Annotated in this window: 21 protein-coding genes; 3 read left to right on the plus strand and 18 right to left on the minus strand. The window is 61.6% G+C overall.

What is annotated here, in order from left to right:
* Nucleotides 1-117: 117 nt before the first annotated feature.
* The gene (locus AC0L3A_RS23440) at nt 118-792 is read right to left on the minus strand and encodes a helix-turn-helix transcriptional regulator (protein WP_007601621.1); all 675 of its coding nucleotides are present in this window, start codon (nt 790-792) and stop codon (nt 118-120) included.
* 315 nt (nt 793-1,107) lie between these two features.
* Between AC0L3A_RS23440 and AC0L3A_RS23445 the strand changes: the two genes are divergently transcribed.
* Nucleotides 1,108-2,046 (plus strand): LysR family transcriptional regulator, encoded by a 939-nt coding sequence (locus AC0L3A_RS23445; protein ID WP_007601620.1) that lies wholly within the window; start codon nt 1,108-1,110, stop codon nt 2,044-2,046.
* Here the strand turns inward: AC0L3A_RS23445 and AC0L3A_RS23450 are convergent.
* The 11 genes from AC0L3A_RS23450 to trbB all read right to left on the minus strand — a co-directional run bounded on the left by AC0L3A_RS23450 (nt 2,019) and on the right by trbB (nt 11,533).
* Entirely contained in the window at nt 2,019-2,261 is a 243-nt protein-coding gene (locus AC0L3A_RS23450) for a DUF2274 domain-containing protein (protein WP_007601619.1), read from the minus strand. The genes AC0L3A_RS23445 and AC0L3A_RS23450 overlap by 28 nt on opposite strands.
* A gap of 8 nt (nt 2,262-2,269) precedes the next feature.
* Nucleotides 2,270-3,478 carry a TraB/TrbI/VirB10 family type IV secretion system protein gene (locus AC0L3A_RS23455; RefSeq protein ID WP_473255305.1) on the minus strand — a complete coding sequence of 403 codons (1,209 nt, stop codon included), beginning with the start codon at nt 3,476-3,478 and terminating at the stop codon, nt 2,270-2,272.
* Nucleotides 3,475-4,509, minus strand: coding sequence for a P-type conjugative transfer protein TrbG (trbG, locus tag AC0L3A_RS23460; RefSeq protein WP_473255306.1), 1,035 nt, complete (start codon nt 4,507-4,509; stop codon nt 3,475-3,477). The genes AC0L3A_RS23455 and trbG overlap by 4 nt, the downstream gene beginning before the upstream one ends.
* Complete coding sequence (gene trbF, locus AC0L3A_RS23465) at nt 4,506-5,189, minus strand: conjugal transfer protein TrbF (protein ID WP_473255307.1); 684 nt, start codon at nt 5,187-5,189, stop codon at nt 4,506-4,508. Before trbF ends, trbG begins: the two co-directional genes overlap by 4 nt.
* A gap of 100 nt (nt 5,190-5,289) precedes the next feature.
* A complete protein-coding gene (gene trbL / locus AC0L3A_RS23470; RefSeq protein WP_473255308.1) occupies nt 5,290-6,519 on the minus strand; it encodes a P-type conjugative transfer protein TrbL in 1,230 nt (409 codons plus the stop codon).
* Entirely contained in the window at nt 6,516-6,851 is a 336-nt protein-coding gene (trbK-alt, locus tag AC0L3A_RS23475; RefSeq protein ID WP_473255309.1) for a putative entry exclusion protein TrbK-alt, read from the minus strand. Before trbK-alt ends, trbL begins: the two co-directional genes overlap by 4 nt.
* A complete protein-coding gene (gene trbJ / locus AC0L3A_RS23480; protein ID WP_473255310.1) occupies nt 6,851-7,582 on the minus strand; it encodes a P-type conjugative transfer protein TrbJ in 732 nt (243 codons plus the stop codon). Before trbJ ends, trbK-alt begins: the two co-directional genes overlap by 1 nt.
* Nucleotides 7,579-10,020 (minus strand): conjugal transfer protein TrbE, encoded by a 2,442-nt coding sequence (gene trbE / locus AC0L3A_RS23485; protein ID WP_473255311.1) that lies wholly within the window; start codon nt 10,018-10,020, stop codon nt 7,579-7,581. Before trbE ends, trbJ begins: the two co-directional genes overlap by 4 nt.
* 10 nt (nt 10,021-10,030) lie before the next feature.
* Nucleotides 10,031-10,294, minus strand: coding sequence for a VirB3 family type IV secretion system protein (locus AC0L3A_RS23490; protein WP_219685391.1), 264 nt, complete (start codon nt 10,292-10,294; stop codon nt 10,031-10,033).
* Nucleotides 10,294-10,617, minus strand: coding sequence for a TrbC/VirB2 family type IV secretion system protein (locus AC0L3A_RS23495; RefSeq protein WP_219685390.1), 324 nt, complete (start codon nt 10,615-10,617; stop codon nt 10,294-10,296). Before AC0L3A_RS23495 ends, AC0L3A_RS23490 begins: the two co-directional genes overlap by 1 nt.
* A gap of 1 nt (nt 10,618) precedes the next feature.
* Entirely contained in the window at nt 10,619-11,533 is a 915-nt protein-coding gene (trbB, locus tag AC0L3A_RS23500) for a P-type conjugative transfer ATPase TrbB (protein ID WP_354128520.1), read from the minus strand.
* Nucleotides 11,534-11,958: 425 nt separating this feature from the next.
* On the opposite strand from trbB, the gene AC0L3A_RS23505 reads away from it, so the two are divergent.
* Nucleotides 11,959-12,210 (plus strand): helix-turn-helix domain-containing protein, encoded by a 252-nt coding sequence (locus tag AC0L3A_RS23505; RefSeq protein WP_473255312.1) that lies wholly within the window; start codon nt 11,959-11,961, stop codon nt 12,208-12,210.
* Nucleotides 12,210-13,529, plus strand: coding sequence for a type II toxin-antitoxin system HipA family toxin (locus tag AC0L3A_RS23510; protein ID WP_473255313.1), 1,320 nt, complete (start codon nt 12,210-12,212; stop codon nt 13,527-13,529). Before AC0L3A_RS23505 ends, AC0L3A_RS23510 begins: the two co-directional genes overlap by 1 nt.
* A gap of 10 nt (nt 13,530-13,539) precedes the next feature.
* On the opposite strand, the gene AC0L3A_RS23515 is transcribed toward AC0L3A_RS23510, so the two are convergent.
* The 6 genes from AC0L3A_RS23515 to AC0L3A_RS23540 form a co-directional block, all read right to left on the minus strand.
* A complete protein-coding gene (locus AC0L3A_RS23515) occupies nt 13,540-14,781 on the minus strand; it encodes an MFS transporter (RefSeq protein WP_473255319.1) in 1,242 nt (413 codons plus the stop codon).
* Between the two features lie 205 nt (nt 14,782-14,986).
* On the minus strand, nt 14,987-15,415 hold the full coding sequence (locus tag AC0L3A_RS23520) for a ribbon-helix-helix protein, CopG family (RefSeq protein WP_027519220.1): 429 nt from the start codon (nt 15,413-15,415) through the stop codon (nt 14,987-14,989).
* A gap of 6 nt (nt 15,416-15,421) precedes the next feature.
* Nucleotides 15,422-17,407, minus strand: a complete 1,986-nt coding sequence (locus AC0L3A_RS23525) for a conjugal transfer protein TraG (protein WP_473255314.1) — start codon at nt 17,405-17,407, stop codon at nt 15,422-15,424.
* Nucleotides 17,408-17,447: 40 nt separating this feature from the next.
* A complete protein-coding gene (locus tag AC0L3A_RS23530) occupies nt 17,448-19,211 on the minus strand; it encodes a relaxase/mobilization nuclease domain-containing protein (protein WP_473255315.1) in 1,764 nt (587 codons plus the stop codon).
* 547 nt (nt 19,212-19,758) lie between these two features.
* Complete coding sequence (locus AC0L3A_RS23535) at nt 19,759-20,814, minus strand: IS110 family RNA-guided transposase (protein WP_473255316.1); 1,056 nt, start codon at nt 20,812-20,814, stop codon at nt 19,759-19,761.
* 199 nt (nt 20,815-21,013) lie between these two features.
* Nucleotides 21,014-21,700 (minus strand): lytic transglycosylase domain-containing protein, encoded by a 687-nt coding sequence (locus AC0L3A_RS23540; RefSeq protein ID WP_473255317.1) that lies wholly within the window; start codon nt 21,698-21,700, stop codon nt 21,014-21,016.
* Between the last annotated feature and the right edge of the window lie 321 nt (nt 21,701-22,021).

The raw sequence follows: 22,021 nt of genomic DNA on the forward strand, positions 1-22,021 counted from the left end.
AATAGCGACGCCAATCTCGAAAATCTAAACCCGCCGCGCATGAGGCAGCAATCAACCGGATGGTGGATGGGGTCGTGGAGGCAGGACTCAGTGAGGCAAGGCTCAGCGAGGTAAGACTCAGCGAGGTCGCGACATCAGGGCGACGACGGCCGAGCGGGTCTCGACACCGAGCTTCTCGAAGATATGGATCAGGTGCGTCTTCACGGTGGCGAGGCCGATATTCAGGCACTCGCCAATCTCGCGATTGGTCCGGCCGCAGCAGAGCAGGTCGATGACCTCGAGCTCGCGTGAGGTCAGGCCATAGCGCGCGGGCTCGTCTGGCGAAGGCGCCAGGCAACGCGTCAAATTGAACTCGAGATAATCGTGGATCTTCTCGGCGATGTTCATCGCGCCGTCGGGGATCCTGCAACCGGATCCCCAAAGCACGCTCATCCCCGCCACGATCCGATCGTTACGGCGGAAGAAGAATTCGATTATGTCGGCGATACCACACTGTCCGGCGAAGGTGCGGAAGGTCAGCGCTTCCTTTGTGGCACATCGACCGATGACGACACTGAGCCGCGCAATTGGCTGATTGGTTGCGGAACGCGGATGCAGTGGATCGAGCCGGTTCATCCCGGCCAGATACTGGTCGTGAAAGCCCGACGGGACGCCGCTTGAGAGCACGAAGCGGTTGAGATTGAGGTTACTGTCGACCTCGTAAAAGACGGTCGCAGCCCCCTCGAGAATCCCTCTTGCGAACTGGACGGCCTGCGTGGTTGCCGGATCCGACCGGCCCAACAGCGCAATCATGACCTACCTCCCCGAATGTTTCTCCGATGGCGGACGTCTGCGCGTCGCATGGCCAACAACGCTGTGACAGGCGCGCCACATAGTCAAGCAAATTACGTGCCGAGCAATCATCGGACGCAAGCCTGATGCAGTATCAGCCAAGCAAACAGTCGCAAGCCTCCACCATCCGGTTGATTGCCGGCCGTCAGGCGCACGCTGAAGCTCGATGCTGATTTCCTGCAATCGCGAGACAAGGAGTTCTGTTAGTTCTCAAACGAAATTGCTGCCTGCAGCACGACGAAATCAGTCAGTTTCGCGAATTACGAAAACGAGAAAATGGATCAGTCACGGACGTCCCGGGGGCACGCGGTCGACCTGCAGCAGCTTCGATTTGCGGTAGCAGCCGCAGACTATGGGAGTATTCGGCAAGCCGCCGAGTTGCTGTCCGTTCGACACTCAATCCTGAGCCGATCCATTCGTCAGCTTGAACATCTGATCGGCGTTGCCATATTCGAGCGCTCGGGCGGGGGCGTAAAGCCGACGCCGGCTGGACGAAGCGTTCTGAGGATGGCTGGGTTAATTTTGGAGCAGGTCGATGTGCTGGTAGCAACAGCAAAGTCGAATAGCCGAGGCGAAGTTGGCCGCCTTTCGATCGGCTTTTGCACCTCCATTTCAGCAGGCAATCTGCGAGCAACACTTAGCGAATTCAAGAACCGGCATCCTCGGGTCGAACTCGCGACGGTCGAGCGGTCGCGGACGCATCTCGGGACAGCGCTGCGAAATGGCACAGCGGACGTTCTCATCGTGGCTGGGGGCGCGCGACTGCCGGACAATAGCGTTCACCCACTTTGGAGTGAGCGTATCCTGGTTTCTTTGCCGGACAATCACGCATTGGCAGCAGAAACTGTAGTCCATTGGACCGATCTCCGAAATGAGACCGTCCTGCTGAGCCAGCACGATCCCGGACGCGAGCTTGAGGATCTCTTGATATCAAAGCTTGTTTCTCCTGCGGATCGACCGAAGATCGAACGCCACGACGTCAGCCGCGGTATCATCAAGAGTCTCGTCAGCATGAAGCTCGGGATCAGCCTGGTCCTGGAATCAGATGTTGGCGCGAGCCTAGCTGGTTTGGTCTATCGCGAGTTACGAGATGGGACGGGGCCGACCCGGGTTGACTTTTCGGCACATTGGCGAGCCGATAACGACAATCCAGCCTTGGATAGTTTTCTCAAACTCCTCGCTGAACGTTACCCTTTGCTGTCCTCCGGCGAGTGAACCGCGCGTCGAAATTTTGCAAAGCCACGATCCGTAGCCATGAACCGCGCCAGCATCGGTGCGATAAGCTTACCCGGTTCGCTGATGGGTTGACCGGATTCGCTTGCAACGGCTTTCGCATAGGCGAGCAGATCCCGATGTACAGAAGCCGGCAACTCAACGCTGACCCTAACGGGCTTGTCGTCAGGTAGCGCTCCAATCCTAAGCTTAGCCATAGGTGCCTTTACTCTCTGTATCGCTCGAGAACGAGATCGCGATTGACAAGGACGCGGATCGGAAAGCCCGGGCGGATGGTCAACGTTGGTTGAATATTGAGGCTGCGCCGAACCACCTGCTGTCCCGTTTGGTTTAGTGAGTCGGAGGCGCCGTGCCGCAATGCCTGAATGATGGCACTGTCGTTGCTATTGGTGTCCGAACTAGCTCCCAATTCCGTCCCTACAGCAAGAACCGTCGATAGTGCCGCAGCCTTGAATAGCTCACCCCAATGATTGTCGACCTGGTCTTCGAGCCCCGCGTAGCCTGCGCTGTCAGCACCGGACTGCCGCTCCAGAACGATCGAGCGGCCGTTCGGCATGATAAGCCGGGTCCAGACCAGCAGCACTCGCGACTGGCCGAACGAAACCTGGCTGTCATAGCTGCCGATCAGCTTCGCTCCCTGGGGCACGAGCAAAAAGCGGCCGGTCGGAGTGTCGTATAAAGTCTCCGTCACCTGCGCCGTGACTTGGCCCGGAAGATCTGACCGAATCCCAGTGATCAGCGCTCCTGAAATCACCGTGCCAGCCTGCACAATGTATGGTGAGGCGGGCCTGCTGACGCGGTCAGGGCTTAAGGTGCGGCGGTCCACAGAAGCGTTCAGGAAGGCAAGCTTTCGGTCCTGCGCGGTTTGCGCAGATCCATCCTCGCTGGTGCTCGTGGTATTGGGGGGCAGGCGCTCGCCTCCAACAGACGCAGCGGCGGGCGGACGCACTTCTCTCCCATTGGTCGAAGCGAACAGATGGCTTATACGGGCCGCCTCGCTCTCTTGATCCCGGCGTTGCTGTTCCGGATCTCCGCCGGTTGTCGGCGACTGGCCTTGAGCGGCCAAGATCGGTCGACCGAGGTCGCCCGGGAGCGGCGGACCAAGCTGCGGCACGGTTTGGCGTGAAACGCCAGTGTAATCCTTCGGCAATGCCTCAATACCGTCGGCAACGTTATGATGATCGGTGCTATACAGCTCGTCGGCCGCCTGGTTGCGGGACCGATTGCTCTGGAGCGACCACAACACGGCTCCGCCGATAACCAGCAGGGCAACCGCGCTCCCTCCCGCCAGTACCTTGCGAGACAATCGGGTGACCCGCGGAGGTTCGGCTCGCAGCCGGAAGCTCACGGATTGCTCCTCTGGTGTTTGCGGCGGAATGAACCGGTCGGGATTGTTTTCGTTCTGCGTGTTCATGACGACGGCCTCCCGTCAGTCCTCACAATCCTGACCTTCTGCTGATGCTCACCGCCGAGCCGCAATTCTGCGGCCGCGAACAAACGATCCACGATCAGCACATTGCCGTAGGCGCGATAGTTGACGAGTTCGGTCTTGCCGTCGGGTCCGATGACGAACAGCGGTGGCATCTCGCCCTGGACGATCCCTTGCGGGAATTCGATATAGACCTTTCGGCCGTCGTCATATGCTGCGAGCGGCCGCCACGGTGGGCTGTCGCCCTCGATCGCGTAACGAAAGACGCGCTGCGCCGGATCCGGAATAGCCGGGGTGAGAGCGATTGCGCGCGATCGTTCGCGGACTGTTTCCGGGTAGTACCAGGCAACAGACGGCATGTACGGCCGCTCGCGGGAGCGGAGCTCGATCAGGTAGGTGCGCCGGTCGGTGTTGACGACAAGATTGGTTTCGATCGAAGCCCGCGTCGGCTTGACCAGGATGTGGACGCGACGCGTATCCCCGCTCCCGCTCTCGGTATCTCCGACTACCCAGCGCACGGTATCTCCGGCCGCGATCGGTCCGGATCCCGTCAATTGCTCTCCCTCTTCCAGCGCGATGTCCGTGATCTGTCCCGGAGCGGCGTAGACCTGGTAGAGCGCCCCGGGGCTGAAGGCGTAAATCTGCGCCGCGTTGAAGTATCCTCTTTTCCGCGGTTCGACGCGCGCGGCGCTGTTCGCGGTCTCAACCCGGCTCACGGGTTCAGCCTCTTCCTTGGTCCCCGACTTGCCGCCGAGAACGGGTTTCCAGAGCGGTGGAACGTGAAGCGGGCGAGGTCGATCATCGAGTGCCGCTGGAGGCGCTGGCAACGGCGGGACCTCGGCGTCATAGCTGATTTCCGGTGGAATGTAGGTGGCGCATCCTGCGAGGGCTGATGTGCCAAGCAGCAGAGCTGGTAAAAGGGCCCGCCTCAAAGCGGCGAGCTTGCACCTGCTCGAGCTGAACCTGCGGTATTGGATCGGACCTTTTGAACACATGTCACGCGTCGTCTCGATCACTGACCCAACTCCTTCGACCAGTTGATGGCGCGGACGTAGACGCCAAGGGGATTCTTGCGCAGGCGTTCGGCATCTCGCGGCGTCTCGATTGCCACCGTGAGAATCGCGGTCCAGCGCTCGGTCGCACTCAGCGAGCCAATCTCGTAGATGCGTTGGGTCCAGGCGACCCGGAAACTCTCTGAAGACGCACGGATCACGCTCGACACATCGACGGAGATCTGCGCCTTGCCCAGCTTGGCAAACGGATCGTTGTTGCGCGCAAAGTCGTTGAGCGCAGCCGCACCACGATCGGTCGTAAAGTCATAGGCGCGCAGCCAGTTCTGCCGCAGAACGATGCCGTCAGCCGGCAAGCCTCTGACGTCCTCGATGAAGCGCGCCAGGTGGTAGGCGATCTGGGCGTCCGTGGGCTGATAGTCGATGTTGGCTGGCGCAACCCGTTGAGCCTGGCCCAGGCGATCGACCTCGACGACCCAGGGCGTGATTGATCCTTGTGCTGAGTGCCAGACAAGTCCACCGGCCAGGCCGCCCGAGAGCATGAGGCAACCAAAGGCCATCAAGCGCCAGTTCTTGGCCTGCACGCGCGCCGATCCAATGCGTTCGTCCCAGACTTGCGCTGCTTTTTGGTACGGCGTGACCGGTTCGGGCATACGCCCGAAGTGAACGGAAGGTCGTCTGAACATGAATGGTCGCCCCTGAGATCGAGTGATGAATTTCGAGTGTTACCGTGTGCCGCTTGACGCCGCTGCTTGCGGAGGGCGGCAAATTGCCGGATGCTGCCTGTCAGCGCTCTCCATCCGAGAGATCGACAGACGAGCCGCTGCCGCCATGATCGCCGGATCGCACCGCGTGGCCGGCCGCCGACGCGCCGTGCCGAATGGTCTGGGCCCGCTTCATGCGCCGCGCCCAATCGGGCTGCCCCTCTGTGGAGGTACTCGCAGCCGGCTCACCCGCTTGCCCGCTGCTAGCGAATGCGGCCGCGGCTCGACGTAACGGGCTCATGAGAGCCGAGCCACCCGCCTCCGCGACGCCTGCAAGGCCGCCGCTTCGATACGCCCCGGATGCGCCACTCACCATGGCAGCCCCACCACGCCCCGCACCGGCGAGCGCACCACCAGCGAGACCAGCGCCACCGGCGGCAAGGCCGGCACCCGCCGCAACAACGCCGCCGGCAGCAAGGCCCGTCCCAATCGCGGCGCCGGCGCCGAGCTGGGGTCCGCCTGACACCAGACCGTTTGCGATTCCCGGGCCGAAAATACCGAGACCCAGTAAAGAGAGCGCCGCAAGCACCAGGGTCATCGCATCTTCGATTGTAGGCTGCGCGCCGCCAAAACCCGCCGTGAACTCTGAGAACAGGGTTGAGCCAATGCCGACGATGACGGCCAGGACCAATACCTTGATCCCGGAGGATATGACGTTGCCGAGGACTCGCTCCGCCGCGAATGCCGTCTTGCCAAACAAGCCAAACGGAATGAGCACGAACCCGGCCAAGGTCGTGAGCTTGAACTCGATCAATGTGACAAAGAGCTGGATCGCCAAAATGAAGAAGGCGAGCAGAACCACGATCCAGGCGAACAGGAGAACGACGATCTGGACAAAGTTCTCAAAGAAGCTGATGTAGCCCATCAGGTTCGAGATCGAATCGAGCATCGGCCGGCCGGCGTCGAGTCCGACCTGAGCGATCTTTCCCGGCCGCAGGAAGTCTGACGCTGAAATACTTGATCCAGATGCCTTCAGGCCGAGACCGGCAAAGCTCTCGAAGACGATCCGTGCCAGGTTGTTCCAGTTACTGATGAGATAGGCAAAAATGCCAACGAATAGCGTTTTCTTGACGAGGCGCGCGATGATGTCTTCGTCCGTGCCCCAACTCCAGAATAACGCGGCGAGCGTGATGTCGATGGCCGCCAGCGTTGTCGCGAGATACCCGACTTCGCCACCCAAAAGCCCGAAGCCGTTGTCGATGTAGCGGGTGAATGTCTCAAGGAACTGGTCGATGATGCCGGTGCCGCTCATGGCTTACCTTCCTCGGGCACTCCGGCGGGCGGATATCCTTGTGGCATCCGGCTCTGATCTTTTGGCGCGGCTGTCACGCCGGTTTCTACAGCGGCAGCACCATCCCGCCTGACAAAGAAGCGACGGCGGTTTTCGGCCCAGACCTTCTGGCAATGCTGATAGTCCGCTGCATCTTCCGAAGAGACGGTGCGGCAACGCGCAAGCTCGGACCGCTCTGCCTTCGGCGAAGACGTGTCTTCTGTCCCACGAAGTTGGATCACGCAGCCCGCGACCACCAGCACCCCGACCGAGATGAGTAACGATAGCGCTTTGAATGGACCTGTCTCAGTCATCAGTGGAACATCCGCACGTCCTGGGATTGATAGCCCTGACCCGGCGTCAGAAATCGCCGGAGCTGTTCACGGCCCTGGTCCTGGGCTGCAGCGCGCTGCGCCGCTTCAAGGCTCTGTGCCCTGCCCTGCGCAGCCACAGTGGCGGTGAGATCGGCAAGCTGCTGCGCCTGAAGCGCGAGGATCTGGTTGCCGGCCTGGGTCGCCTGCAGCGCGCCGCTCGCACCCTGGCTCGACGTCACGAGCGCCGATGTCTGGATGCGATTGGTGTCGATGTTGCCAACAACGCCGGCCTGGACCCGGAGCGCGTCCTGCAACGCGGCGACTGAGTTTTGCCAGCGCGATTGCGCGTTGGTGATCAGCAGCTGGCTGGACTGGCTGCCGCTCGCCGGCGCATAGCTGGTCGAAAACGCGTGGTCGATCTGTTGAACGTCGTAGGCAATGCGCTGGGCCTGGGCCAGCAATTGCTGGGTTCGCTGGACCGATGATTGCAATTGCTGTAGCGAGGAGTACGGCAGGCTTGCCAGATTTCTGGCCTGGTTGATCAGCATCTGCGCTTCGTTCTGCAACGAGGTGATCTGATTGTTGATCTGCTGCAGCTCGCGCGCGGCTGTCAGCACGTTCTGGACGTAGTTGTTGGGATCGAACACGATCCACTGCGCTGGTGCGGGCGCCGCGACGCAAAGCGTCAGGGCGATGGTGCCAACAGCTGCGAATAGACCAAGGCGCCTCATTGCGATTTCTCCAGATTGACGAGACTGGGAATCAGGTCCGTGGCCCAGGCGGCGCCGCGATGCTGGAGCCACGCAGGCACGAAGCCGTCAGCTCCATGCTCGGCGAGGAGCTGTGTGATGGCCGCTTGGTCTGTCTTGGATGAGGCTGCGGTGAAGGAGAGTGCCACCTCGCCAAGCCCAAGTTCGAACATCCGGTTGCCGCGGCGAGATTGACAGTAGTAGTCCCGCTTGGGCGTTGCCCGGGCCAGAAGCTCGATCTGGCGATCATTAAGCCCGAAGCGACGATAGATAGCCGTAATCTGCGGTTCGATGGCGCGCTCGTTCGGCAGCAACAAGCGTGTTGGACAGCTTTCGATGATCGCCGGCGCGATGGCCGAGCCGTCGATGTCCGAAAGCGATTGGGTGGCGAAGATGACGGACGCATTCTTCTTGCGAAGCGTCTTCAGCCATTCCCGGAGGTGGCCGGCAAAATCGTCGTCGTCGAGGGCAAGCCACCCTTCATCGACAATGAGAAGCGTGGGACGCCCGTCGAGACGATCTCCAATGCGATGAAACAGGTAGGCGAGCACGGCCGGGGCCGCGCTCGTCCCGATCAACCCTTCGGTCTCGAACGCCTGGACGGATGATTCCCCAAGGCGCTCGAACTCGGCATCAAGCAGGCGCCCGGACGAACCGCCGAGGCAATAGGGTTGCAAGGCGCGTTTCAGGGCGTTCGATTGCAGAAGGACTGACAGGCCCGTCAGGGTGCGTTCCTGCATCGGCGCGGAAGCGAGAGACGTCAGTGCCGACCACAGATGGTCCTTGACCTCCGGGGTGATCTCGACCTTTTCCCGTGCCAGGATTGCACCGACCCATTCCGTGGCCCATCCACGCTCCGAGGGGTCGTCGATCCAGGCCAGCGGCTGCAACGCGACAGGTCGGTCGCCTCCGTCAGACAAGGCACCGCCGAGATCATGCCAATCGCCGCCCATGGCGAGCGCGGCCGCGCGGATCGAACCACCGAAGTCGAACGCAAACACTTGGGAGTTCGGGTAACGGCGGAACTGCATTGCCATCAGCGCCAGCAGGACCGACTTGCCAGCACCTGTTGGTCCGACCACCAGGGTATGGCCGACGTCACCGACGTGAAGCGAAAACCGGAATGGGGTTGATCCCTCGGTCTTGCCGAACAGGAGCGGCGGACCGCCAAAATGCAGATCGCGCGCCTCGCCCGCCCACACCGCCGACATCGAAATCATGTGGGCGAGGTTGAGGGTCGAGACCGGCGGCTGCCGCACATTGGCATAGACATGCCCGGGCAGACTGCCGAGCCAGGCTTCCACGGCGTTCACTGTCTCGATCATGCAGGTGAAATCGCGGCCCTGAACGGCCTTCTCAACGAGGCGGAGCTTTTCGTCGGCCGCGCCGGGATCGACGTCCCACACCGTAATGGTCGCGGTGACAAAGGCCTGTCCGATCTGGTCCGAGCCCAGTTCCTGCAGGGCGGCGTCGGCGTCGAGCGCCTTGTTGTGAGCGTCGGTATCGAGCAGCGTCGATGCCTCGTTGGTCATGACCTCCTTGAGGATGGCGCCAACCGACTTGCGCTTGGCGAACCACTGGCGACGGATCTTGGTCAAAAGCTTCGTGGCATCGGTCTTGTCGAGCATGATCGCGCGCGTCGACCACCGGTACGAGAATGGCAGGCGATTGAGGTCATCCAGAATTCCAGGCGTCGTCGCGCCCGGGAAGCCGACGATGGTCAGAACCCGCAGATTGGCTGAGCCCAGCATCGGCTCGAGCCCGCCGGTTAGCGGCTGGTCGGCTAACAACGCATCGATGTACATGGGAATTTCGGGCACGCGAACGCGATGCCGCTTGGTCGAAATCGTCGAGTGCAGATAGGTCAGCGTGGCCTGATCATCGAGCCATGCGCATTCTGGCATGAACCCTTCGAGAAGCCCGAGCACGCGGCTGGTTTGATCTACAAAGCCGCGAAGTACCTCGCGAACATCGGCTCCAACGGTCCGATCGCGCCCTTCATAGAGCAGTCGTTCTGCCTTGGCTGCCCCCTCCTCCGGTGGAAGATAGAGGAAGGTCAGGAAGTAGCTGGACTCGTAGTGGGCGCCGGCCTCCTCGAACTGAGCCCTGCGCTCGGCGTCAACCAATGCAGATGCGACGTCCGGAAACGTGCTCGGAGGATAGCTACCGGCAAAATGGCGCTGCGCCTCAACGAACACGGCCCAGCCAGATCCCAGGCGGCGCAGGGCGTTGTTCAGACGACCGGCCACGCCAACAAGTTCGGCTGGCACCGCACTGTCGAGGTCGGGTCCGCGGAACTTCGCTGTCCGCTGGAACGAGCCGTCCTTGTTGAGGATGATCCCCTCGTCGACGAGGGCTGCCCAGGGCAGGAAATCGCCAAGACGCGCATTGGAATGGCGATATTCGGCAAGGTTCATCATGACCGATAACTCAGAGGTTGAGATGGCCGGGAATGCGCAGATGTCGGCGCACGACGTCGACGAAGGCGGGATCGCGCTTGGCGGCCCAGACGGCGGCCATGTGGCCGATGAACCAGAGGACCAGACCCGCGATCCACAGTCGCAGTCCGAGCCCAAGCGCGGCCGCAAGCGTGCCGTTGACAATCGCGACCGATCGCGGCGCACCGCCCATCAGGATGGGCTCGGTAAGCGCGCGGTGGACGGGCACGACAAAACCTGCGACCGGCTCATCCATCAGATCACCACGCCCCCGCCGAAGGAGAAGAACGACAGGAAGAAGCTCGAAGCCGCGAACGCGATCGACAGACCAAACACGATCTGGATCAGCCTGCGGAAACCACCCGAGGAATCTCCGAACGCGAGCGTGAGGCCGGTGACGACGATGATGATGACGGCGATGATCTTGGCGACCGGCCCCTCGACCGACTGCAGGATCTGATTGAGCGGTTGCTCCCACGGCATGTTCGAGCCGGCGGCCCATGCCGGCGGTGCTGCCAAGAGCACCGCGCCGAAAGCCGCCAACGATGCCCCACGAAAAAAGCGAAATTGCAGACGCATGTCAGTCTCCTGCTGATGAAAGGCTGTAGTCACCGGCGGCTCCAAGCCCCGAGACGATGGCGAGCTCGGAGAGACGACGGTCGGCGCCGCGCCCCGCAAGGACGGCGACGAGGTTGATGGTCTCGGCGATCAGGGCACGCGGAACCGTAATGACGGCCTCCTGGATGAGCTGCTCAAGACGCCGCAAGGCACCGAGCGCGGTGCCCGCGTGAATCGTGCCGATGCCGCCAGGATGACCGGTGCCCCAAGCTTTGAGCAGATCGAGTGCCTCCGCACCGCGGACCTCGCCAACCGGGATACGATCGGGACGCAGTCGCAGCGAGGACCGAACTAGATCCGATAGCGTCGCCACGCCATCTTTGGTCCGCAATGCTACAAGGTTTGGCGCCTTGCACTGAAGTTCGCGCGTGTCTTCGATCAGAACGACCCGATCGGAGCTCTTTGCCACCTCGGCCAGGAGCGCATTCGTCAACGTTGTCTTGCCGGTCGATGTCCCACCGGCGACAAGGATATTCTTACGAGCGGCGACCGCACCCTTCAGGATTGTGGCCTGCTTCGAGGACATGATCTCTCTGGCGACGTAGTCGTCGAGCGTAAAGACGGCGACAGCGGGCTTGCGGATCGCGAACGCCGGAGCTGCCACGACGGGAGGCAAGAGACCTTCGAAGCGCTCCCCGGTTCCGGGCAATTCGGCCGAGACCCGAGGCGCGCCGGCATGCACCTCGGCGCCGACGTGATGCGCCACCAGGCGAACAATGCGCTCGCCATCTGCTGCGGACAAAGTTTCGCCTGTATCGATCAAGCCGCTCGACAACCGATCGATCCACAACCGCCCATCCGGGTTGAGCATCACCTCGATGATCGTTTCATCCTCGAGGTAGCTGGCAATCGCCGCGCCAAGCGCGCTACGCAGCATTCGCGCACCGCGCGAATTCGCTTCCGATTGGATGGAATGGATTGCCACCGACGTCCCCACCGAATGAGGACCTCCACAGCGGGCCCTCAGGTGGGGATGATTAGAAAAGGCACCAATGGGCTTGGCGCAACGAGCGCTTTCGGTGATCGTAGACTGGCGTAGAAAAAGAAAGACCGAGAACCGGTGTTTGCGCGTCGGGTCGCTTGCGAGTTGCTGCTCACCACTCGGCCTCATACGCGCTCATAGTAATGACCGTGGCGCCGGCGCTATTCATTCACTCACCGCAACGTCCGCGTGCGGTGTGATCGGGTCAAAGCGCTATACGCGATTGCGTATATTAATATTCTATACGCGATATCGTATATTTCTCTATATACGCATTCACGTATATTGACATTTTATACGCGTTCGCGTATCAAGCTCCAATGGATACAATCGCTCGCACCCCGCAGCAGCTTGGCGCCGCCATTAAGCGGCACCGCCGGCAAAAAAAACTCACCCAGAGCGGCCTAGGCGACAAGATGCACGCGCGCCAAGCGACTGTCTCGAAGCTGGAGGCCGGCGAACCAGCGACGCAACTGCGCATCCTCATAGATGCGCTGGCCGCGCTCGACCTGGAACTGGTCCTCCGACCACGCACGAAGGTGTCGGCCAAAGCCATCGAGGATCTGTTCTGATGGGACGCCGTCCTATCCGAGCGCCTCTCAACGTCTACCTGAACGCTCGTCTGGTCGGGCGGCTGCGGCGGGAGAGCAGCGGCGCCATCGATTTCCAATACGACGAAGCCTGGCTGGGGTGGGAGAACGCCATCCCGGTCTCGGTATCGATGCCTCTACGCGAAGACCGCTATATCGGTGACCCCGTCATTGCAGTCTTCGATAACCTGCTTCCCGATAACGACGACATCCGCCGGCGTGTCGCCGAACGCGCGCATGCCGGCGGAGCCGATGCTTACAGCCTGCTTTCCGCGATCGGCCGCGACTGTGTCGGCGCCCTGCAATTCCTTCCGGATGGAACGGCACCCGGAGCGGCGGGCGCGATTGACGCTCGCGTCGCGAGCGACCAGGACATCGCGGCGATCCTTGCCAATCTCGCCAACAATCCGCTCGGCATCGGTCCCGATCAGGAGTTTCGTATCTCTCTGGCTGGAGCCCAGGAAAAAACCGCGCTTCTCTACTGGAAGGACAAGTGGCATGTGCCGCACGGCACGACCGCCACCACGCACATCATCAAACCGCAGATCGGCAGGTTACCGAACGGCGTCGACCTGACCCACAGCGTTGAAAACGAGCATCTCTGCCTGAAGCTCGTCGCCGCGCTCGACTTGCCCGTCGCCAAGTCGCGCATCGTTGATTTCGCGGGCCGGCGCGTGCTCGCCATCGAGCGATTCGACCGCACATGGGCGCACGACGGACGGCTTCTGCGCCTGCCACAGGAAGATTGCTGTCAGGCGCTTTCCGTCCCGCCCGGGCGCAAATACGAATCGGACGGCGGCCCGGGCATCCGAAATATCTCTGATCTCCTCAAAGGCAGCGATACACCGACGACCGACCAGGCGACCTTCTTCAAGGCACAAATCGTTTTCTGGCTTCTGGCGGCTACTGACGGCCACGCCAAGAATTTCAGCATCCACCTCTCGCCCGGCGGACGATTCGTCCTCGCGCCGCTGTACGACATCATCTCAACGCAACCGAGCCTCGATGCCAAGCAGATCACGCAAAACCAGATGAAGCTCGCCATGGCGATCGGCAATAGTCGCCACTACGTAGTACACACGATTCTCGGCCGACATTTCGTGCAAACCGCAAGGACTTGCGGCCTGCCCGACAGCGTGGTTCGCGGCATCATCGAAGAGCTCGCGGATACGGCTGGCACGAAGATCGACGCAACGATTGCGAAGCTGCCGAAAGATTTCCCGCAGGCGATGGCAGAATCCATCGCGACCGGCGCGAAGCGACGCCTCAACAGCCTCGTCACGACGGAGAGTGGCGCTTAGGTCGCGCGGGTCACCACTCCACCTCGCCGTCCGATTGCTCGCAGAAAATGCTTGCTTCGACCACGTCGAAAGCGCTGACCGGCATGGTGGAAGGGACTGAATTCATCCAGCAAGCAAAGGATTGGATCCAAGGTAGCCCGAACCAAACCAACGCCGCGATCTGCAGCGCTACGTTGAGACTGAACGCGACTTGATAAGCCAAGATCGACCTATGGCCATCGTTCGTGGACCATTGCTCCAGGATCAGTCCGGTCGCATATTGTGCCAGAAATGCCCAACCAAAGTGCAAGACGTTCAAGGCGCCATTGGCACGGCCGGCAAGCTCCGACGGAAAGTAATCAGCTATCACGGCAAAGCTGACCACAGTTGCCGTTCCGATGATTGCGACAACCGACCAGGGCAAGATGGACGGCAGAGGTACTCGCAGGATCAAGGCTAGCTCGGCTGCGATAAATAGCACGGCCACCATCGCGAATATCGTCTCAGCCGTGAGACCTGTTCGTTTGACGTGATGGATCGTCATGCCGAACAACCAGGCACCGCCGCTGAGTACGATCGACATGATGAACAGCTGTCTGACGAGGCCTGCGCGATCGAGGCCCTCCACGTCTGCAAGCCACGGTGATGCCCACAATCCCTGCAGCGACCAAGCTGAACCAACGCAAGTCGCCGACAACGGGGCTATCCGCCAGAAGCGCCTGTCGCTGAAAACGGATCCCAGGGTGGCGGAGACTGGTGCTTTCGATGGGATAACGCGTTGCTCAGGAACTACGACATTGATGAGGATCGCTGTGGCACCGGCCGCAGCCGCCAGGACCTCAAAGAGCTGCCGCCAGCCCATCCAAGCGAGCAGGTGTTCGACGGGAACTGTGGCGGTCACCGCTCCTATTGATCCCAGCATGATCATGTAGCCGTTGAGCAAGGCAACTCGCTCCCTGGGGAACCAAAGGATGATGGACTTAAGTCCTGCCGTCAGCGCCCCCGCGACGCCAAGCCCGATCATCGCACGCGCGATCAAAAACGACAGGAAGCCGGTCGATACGGCGAACAGTCCGGCGCCCAGTGCTGCGAACCAGAGCAGCGCGCTCTGGACCCGACGCGGACCAAAGCGGTCCAACAATATACCGACCGGGACCTGAGCCGCCGCAAAGACCAGGAAATAGACTGACGTAAGCAGTCCGAGGTTGGCTGACCCAAGCCCGGCATCCGAGCTGAGATCACTCACGATCAAAGCGTTGATCGTCCGAAACAGCTACGAAAGATAGTAGCCAGCAGCAAACGGTAGAAATACGCGCACGGTGAGACGCCACGTCCTTGTAACTTGCATGCCGGCCTTCTTGCTCATCAACTCATTCGAGCCGATAGCGCGTTCGGCTTTTTATAGGCTCGGCTAAATTGCTGCGGTCGTAGGCTGGCGTAGAAAAAGAAGGGTTCGCGCGATGGCGCATAGAGAGCGATCAGTCAGGTCCGCCGGCGGGCTCCTGACGGACGATATCTTCCGGTATCTCACGCAGAAAGCTCTGCCCCTTTTGCAAACGACGCCCGAGCGCCTCGACAAATCCTTCAAACCGCTCCCGGCCTTTTGCCTGCGCAGCCGCCTGCGCGTCGTTCGGTAGCGGTGGCGTAACCGTCAGCCAGAAACGGACGAAGAGAGCCAGCGTCTCGGCCGTTAAACCGACGTCTCGCTCCAGTCTCTGCAGCTGACGCGACAGTCGATCCAGGCGACGGGTAAACGCCGCCTCCCGCCTGTCCGATCCATCCGGCGACAGAAACGAAGCAACGGCCGCCTCCACGATCGCAGACCGGGAGAGCTTCTGGCGATCGGCCAGATCCGAGATCTGCTTCAGAAGCTCTGGCGGGAAATACACGTTCATCCGGTCGCGCATATTGCCTCAGAGCTCCATGCCGTCATTCGGGTCCATGGCGGCTTGACGGGCGACGCCGCGCATTTGCTGACGGAGAAGCCGGGACTGGCGGACCGCGTCCTCGTCGTCGTCAAGAACGACGGCAAATTCCTCGGCTGGCGTCGGTTCGGCCGTCTCCTTGGCGATCGCGACGTGATCGGGGAGTTCGGGCTCGCGACGAAGGCCGCTATTTGCCGAATCTTCCTCCGCTCGCCCCCTTTCGGTTGGAAGCGACGCCGGCTTGGGCGCTCCCAATGCAGACCATCCGTCCGTTCGCGGTGACCGGCCGGATGCGGCTGGATCGGGCGGCGGCAAGACCCGCTCGGTAAACCGCCGATCTTCATAGTAGCGAGCCTTCCGAGCTCGAATCGGCGCCGTCCCCGCCACCATGACGATCTCGTCCATTGGCGAAAGCTGCATGACCTCGCCTGGTGTCAGCAGCGGCCTTGCCGTCTCCTGCCGTGAGACCATGAGATGCCCCAGCCATGGGTTCAATCGGTGCCCGGCATAGTTCTTCATCGCCCGCATTTCGGTCGCCGTACCAAGCGCATCGGACACACGCTTCGCGGTCCGCTCGTCATTGGTCGCAAAGCTGACCCGGACGTGGCAGTTATCGAGGATCGCATTGTTAGGCCCATAGGCCTTCTCGATCTGATTGAGCGACTGCGCGATCAAGAAACTCTTGATGCCGTACCCCGCCATGAAGGCGAGCGCGGACTCGAAGAAATCGAGCCGCCCAAGCGCTGGGAACTCATCCAGCATCATCAGGACACGATGCCGGCGGTCGCGGGCGTGCAAGTCCTCGGTCAGGCGTCGGCCGATCTGATTCAGCACCAGGCGGATCAATGGTTTGGTTCGTGAGATATCCGAGGGAGGCACCACCAGGTACAGCGTCGTGGGGCGGCTATCTGCGATCAGATCGGCAATCCGCCAGTCGCACCGGCAGGTCACCTGGGCCACGACGGGATCGCGGTACAGCCCGAGGAACGACATCGCGGTGGACAGGACGCCTGAACGTTCGTTCTCGGACTTGTTGAGGAGTTCGCGGGCGGTCGAGGCGACCACGGGATGAGCACCCTGCTCGCCAAGATGCGCGGTGGTCATCATCGCCTTCAGCGTCGCTTCGATCGGCCGCTTCGGGTCGGACAGGAAGGCGGCGACGCCAGCCAGGGTCTTGTCGGCCTCCGCGTAAAGGACATGAAGGATGGCGCCGACCAGAAGCGAATGACTGGTCTTCTCCCAATGGTTCCGCTTGTCGAGCGAGCCCTCGGGGTCGACCAGGACATCGGCGACGTTCTGGACGTCGCGAACCTCCCACTCTCCCTGCCGGACCTCGAGCAGCGGATTGTAGGCTGAGGATTTTGGGTTGGTCGGATCGAACAACAGGACGCGGCCATGTCGCGCGCGGAAGCCGGCCGTCAGTTGCCAGTTCTCGCCCTTGATGTCGTGCACGATGGCCGAGCCCGGCCACGCCAACAACGAAGGCACGACAAGACCGACACCTTTGCCGGACCGGGTGGGCGCGAAACACAGGACGTGTTCCGGTCCGTCGTGCCGAAGGTAGTCCCGGGCGAGCTTACCCAGCACCACGCCATCCGGGCCAAGAAGTCCGGCCGCTCGAACCTCTTCTGCATCAGCCCAGCGCGCCGAACCATAGGTCTCAACGTTCTTGGCCTCACGCGCCCGCCAGACCGACATGCCGATCGCCGCCGCGATCGAGATAAACGTCCCCGACGCTGCGATGAAGGCGCCCTCGACAAAGACCTGAGGCGCATAGGCATCAAAGACGAACCACCACCAGAAGAAGATCGGCGGGTAATAGACCTTCAAGCCCGCCAGTTCGAACCAGGGCCGCCCAAGCTCCGGCTGCCAGGCGAGCCGCCAGGCCGTCCACTCGGTCGCGCCCCAGATGGCCAGCAAGACGATCAGGCCGACAACGATCACCTGCCCCCAGAGGATCTTGGTTCCGGACATCCCAAACGTCCTTTGTGCAATTAAATTTGGCGAGTTCAAGCTAGAGGCCTAGGTCGCGCTTGCGACCAAAACCCCATTCGATTCCGCCGCCGTCTTTCACGACGCCGGTGACGTGCTGGCCGAGCCTCTTCTCGAGCTCGCGCGACCAGGGCACGAGCTGGAAGCCCAGCCCGTTATCGATCATGGCGAAGCGCCCCGAGGAGAGCGTCAGACGACGGCGATACGTACCTGCCACATGCTCCCCAGAGGCCGCCTTCACGTGGGGCAGGCCGGTGTCGGCTGAGACCTTTGCGGCCACCTCATTCAGTTCACGTCGGCGCAACGTGTCCAGAAGGTCGCGCTGCAAGATGATGCGTTGGCCCTGCCGCCGCGCCAGGCCCTCCTGGATCAGATGCTCGGTACGGGCTTCGATGGCGTCGCGGGTCTCGCGGCCGAATCCGCCTATGGCGAGCGGCATGGGATCGCGTTCGACCAGCCTGTGGTCGAGCCAGGTCGCGCCTTTCGCGGTGATCTGGCCACCGAGATCGAGATCGGAACGGGTTGCGAGAACCAAGGTGGGGTGCGCATCGCCGGCTTGACCGAAGCGTCGGACTTCGACGATTCCGCCGATCGGCGGTGCATGTTCAAAGGCCTCGATCCCTCGCAAGCGGACGTGGTGCGCGCGCCCATCAGTTCCATCGATCAGCGCGTAAGCCTCACCCGTCAGCTCATCGTGCAGTCCCCGATCGACCAGCCGTCCGATGATCTGGGACGAAGGCTGTCCACCTTCGATGACGAAGTCGGCAACGCCGCGCGCTTCTCCACGCTCGGTAAAGGCGCGGTGCATGGTCTTGATGATGTCGCCGCGCATGCCGAGGTCGCGCAAGCTGCGCTCGGCCTCGAGGCCGACCATCCATTCGCCTGGTGCGGCGGATACGGCAATGCCCATCTTCTCCAGGTGTTGAAGGCGACCGACCATCAGGCGCCGGATCTCGGGAGCTGCGCTGCCGGGATTCTCGGGGCGAAGATCGATGTAGCCGGTCTCATCCGCCGCCAACCGGATCTCCCGATCGAGCCGCGTCCATCGTTCCGCGGTGACTTCCCTCTCCAGCGAATTGCGGATCTCGTGCTCCGGTTTAGGACCCAGTTCGATCCCGACCAGCTCCTCGGCGCGCGAGCGGAGGCCCTGGCTGATGTAGTCGCGGGAGATCACGAGATCCGCACCTTGCTCATCTACTCCCCGAACGAGGAGATGGACGTGAGGGTTGTCCGTGTTCCAATGGTCGACAGCCACCCAATCGAGCCGCGTGCCGAGATCGGTCTCCATCTGCCTGGCAAGGTCGCGGGTAAAGGCCTTCAGGTCGGTCATGTCGCCGGCGTCTTCCGGCGAGACGATGAATCTGAAATGATGCCGGTCGTCCTTGCATCGTTGAGCAAAGGCCGCGCTATCGGCGCGGGCGCAGCCCTCATCGAACATCTCGGTCCTCTCGCCGCTTCGAGTCACGCCGTCGCGCTTCAGGTATGTCAGGTGACCGGTCAGGGGGGCTGAACGGAAGGCTCGCCCTTTGTGGCGAACCACGCGCGCCTTCACCACAACGCGCCGTGTCGGGCTGAACAGTCTGGCGCGGCCAAAGGACAGCCGGCCCCGGCCAAAGGTCGAGCGCCCATAAGCCGCAGAACGCCCGCCAGCCGCGGCCTGACTCGATGTGTGTCCTGCTTTCTTTGCTGCGCGCAGCACCTGGTTGATGAAACTCTTCGGCTTCGGCGCGCGGGTGGTACGGATGCGCCCGGGCCGAACACGCAGATCGCTGTCGCCCACGCTCACGGCAGGGCCCCCCAACGATCAATAGAGCGCAAGGTGCCGAAAACGCGTTTGATTGTATTCGTCAAAATGTAAGGCGCGGCACGCGCCCTGACCGACCGGCACGCCAGAACCCAAGCCATGCCAATGGCTTGCGGTTCGACCGGCGAGCCCCTTTTATCTCGCCTTCCTAATCGGGCATTCAAAGTCAACTCATTCCTACGCTTTTCTTCGACTCTCTGCACTTCAGTCATCACACACGCCTTGCAACAACAACGCGCACACCTCACCAAAGCCGCGACCGCGGTTTGCATTCTCCAGGCGGGGTCCATGCGTTCCTTCGCGTTCAGCACATCGGCCGTCGCATGCTCTTCATCAGGTTCGTAAACAGGGCCGTCCAAGCAGTCTGGCGCTCTCATCACGAAGATGGCAGCAGGCAAGAGATAGCGGACATTCCCCGTTTCGCGGCCCCGCCAGGGGACGCTCACCGCGCGCGCGGATCTCTAATGGTTGCTCCTTCTCAACATGCCGGCTGCAACACCAGCGCTAAACTTTTGCGTCCCCGCAGCAACTACTGCGCAGGCTTCAAACGCAATCTTTGTGTGACCTTGGCGCCGAACCCAACGTGGAAGTCGGTCTGATTGACCCACATCCTGTGCAGGATGCTCGCAAGCTTGCGTGCGACCGCGACGATCGCGCACAGCATGCTCGACCGTTTGGCGATCCGCAGGCCCCACGCCCGCAACGCCGACCGTTTCCTGACCCGTAGCAGCAGGCTTGCTGCCGCCTCGCAGAGCGCCTCGCGAACCGCGACGTCGCCCTGTTTGGTAATTCGGCCTTCGTAGTCGATGGACGTTCCAGACTGGTGTCGCCTCGGCGTCAGGCCAAAATGTGCGCCGACTGTCCGGGATCGTGCAAAACGAAGAGGGTCATCAACACCGACCTTGAACGAAAGGGCGGCAACGGGACCGACGCCAGGTACGGTCATCAACCGACGACAGATCGCATCATGCTGGACGACCTGCAGGAGCACCTTATGCAATCGTTCGTAGCCCTCGAAGATCGACCGGCGTACGTCCAACATGGCCTCAATCATCATGCAAAATACCGGATCGCTGTGCTCGATGAGCTCGCGGACCCGCGCTTCGTATCCCCCTCGTCCAACCATCAGACCGTACGCCCTCAGCGTGCCACGAATGTGGTTTTCAAGGTCGACCAGCTTGCGCTTGAGGAGCTTTCTGTTGGCTAGCAGCGAGCGCATTTTCTGCATCTCGATGTTCTTGACATGGACGGCACGATACCAGCCCAGCCGCATCATCTGCGCGATGCCGCGCGCATCGTTGCGATCCGTTTTGTTGCGCATCGTCGATAACGAAACGCGCATATGGCGCGCTTCCACGACAATGATCGGAAGCCCGGCTGGCTGTAGTTCGCGATAGAGCCAGATGCCAAGCGATGACGCCTCGACTCCCACTCTATCGAGGCGATCCGCGTAGCTCTCCACAGCGGAGCGGATCGCCTCCGGCTCCGTGCTGACCTTCACTTCGCGAACCGTGAGACCCTCACCATCGACGATGCAAAGGCTGGTTTCGTCAAGACCGACGTCCAATCCAACATATAGTTTCATTGGAGCTCTCCATTGTGTGAACGACCACATAAGTGGTTGCACCACGCTCCGGATTCGGCCACCGGGTGACTATCCCCGTGCACCGGTATCTCGAAGCCCGATTTGAAGAGCCGTCCTGCTGTCGTGCCTTCCCACTGCTCTCCCCATTCCCTCCATTCTTCTCCAGAGCACGCCAATGCATGCCAGCTTGCGCATTCAGTCATTGCGAGCCTCCCGCATCAGATCTCGCGACGAACAACCCTGCTGTCCGTGGCACAATGGCGGAGATGTCGTGAACCGAAGCGGCCGTCGGAGATAGGGTCGGCGAGCGCACAGGCTGCAGACGGGCAGAGGCTTTTGAGCTTTCAAGCCGCACAATGAAGATCGATCCCACCGATGGCCGCAGACTTGCAGCGCTGGAGATGGCAATGTCGCTGCCGATGCCTGGCACAAGCTTCTGCAAATAGGCCTGGGTCTCAGCTGGTAATGGACGGCCGGCGAGATGCTCTCCATAACGAGCAGGTCCCGCGTTGTAGGCTGCAAGGAAGCCTGGCGCACCGAAGCGGTCGCGCAGTTCGCGCAGGTACGCCGTACCTGCAAGAATGTTCTCGTGGGGATCGTAGGGATCGTTGCCCAGGTTGTACCGCAGACGTAGCTCCGCCCAGGTTTCCGGCATGATCTGCATCAGCCCCATGGCGCCCTTCGGTGACTTGGCACGCACGTTTCGGGCGCTTTCGACGTCTATGACTGCCAGTATCCAGCGCACCGGCATGCCAAAGCGACGCGAGGCCGCTTCAACGAAATCCGCAAATGAATTGTCAGTTCGATAACTCGCTGTGAGCTCTGCCGGTCGCGTCTCGGCGACAGCAGCAGCGTTACTCACAGTCAGTGCCACGAACAGGGGCACGGCAGCGCACAGGCTCCTCTCGAAAAAATGCAAGAGTGCCGGCGTGCTCGCGCCCGTCCAGGATAAAGCCGCTTCGCGCCGGCCTTTCGGCCGCGCTGGACCGCCGCTGCGCGCGTCGGCTTTGCAAGCTTTGGTCGGGACATGGGGTAATCGCGGAGCAGGCTCCTTGCTAGCCTCTGCGCACTGATTCCCTATCCGAGGAGCAACGCAATGCAGCCGATCACCCAATATGTTGGTCTTGATGTGTCGCTTGAAGAAACCAAAGCTTGTGTAGTCGATGAAGCCGGTAGGACGCTTTGGCGAGGATGTTGCGCGTCGACG

It is taken from the genome of Bradyrhizobium sp. MI1.3, from assembly GCF_055811695.1.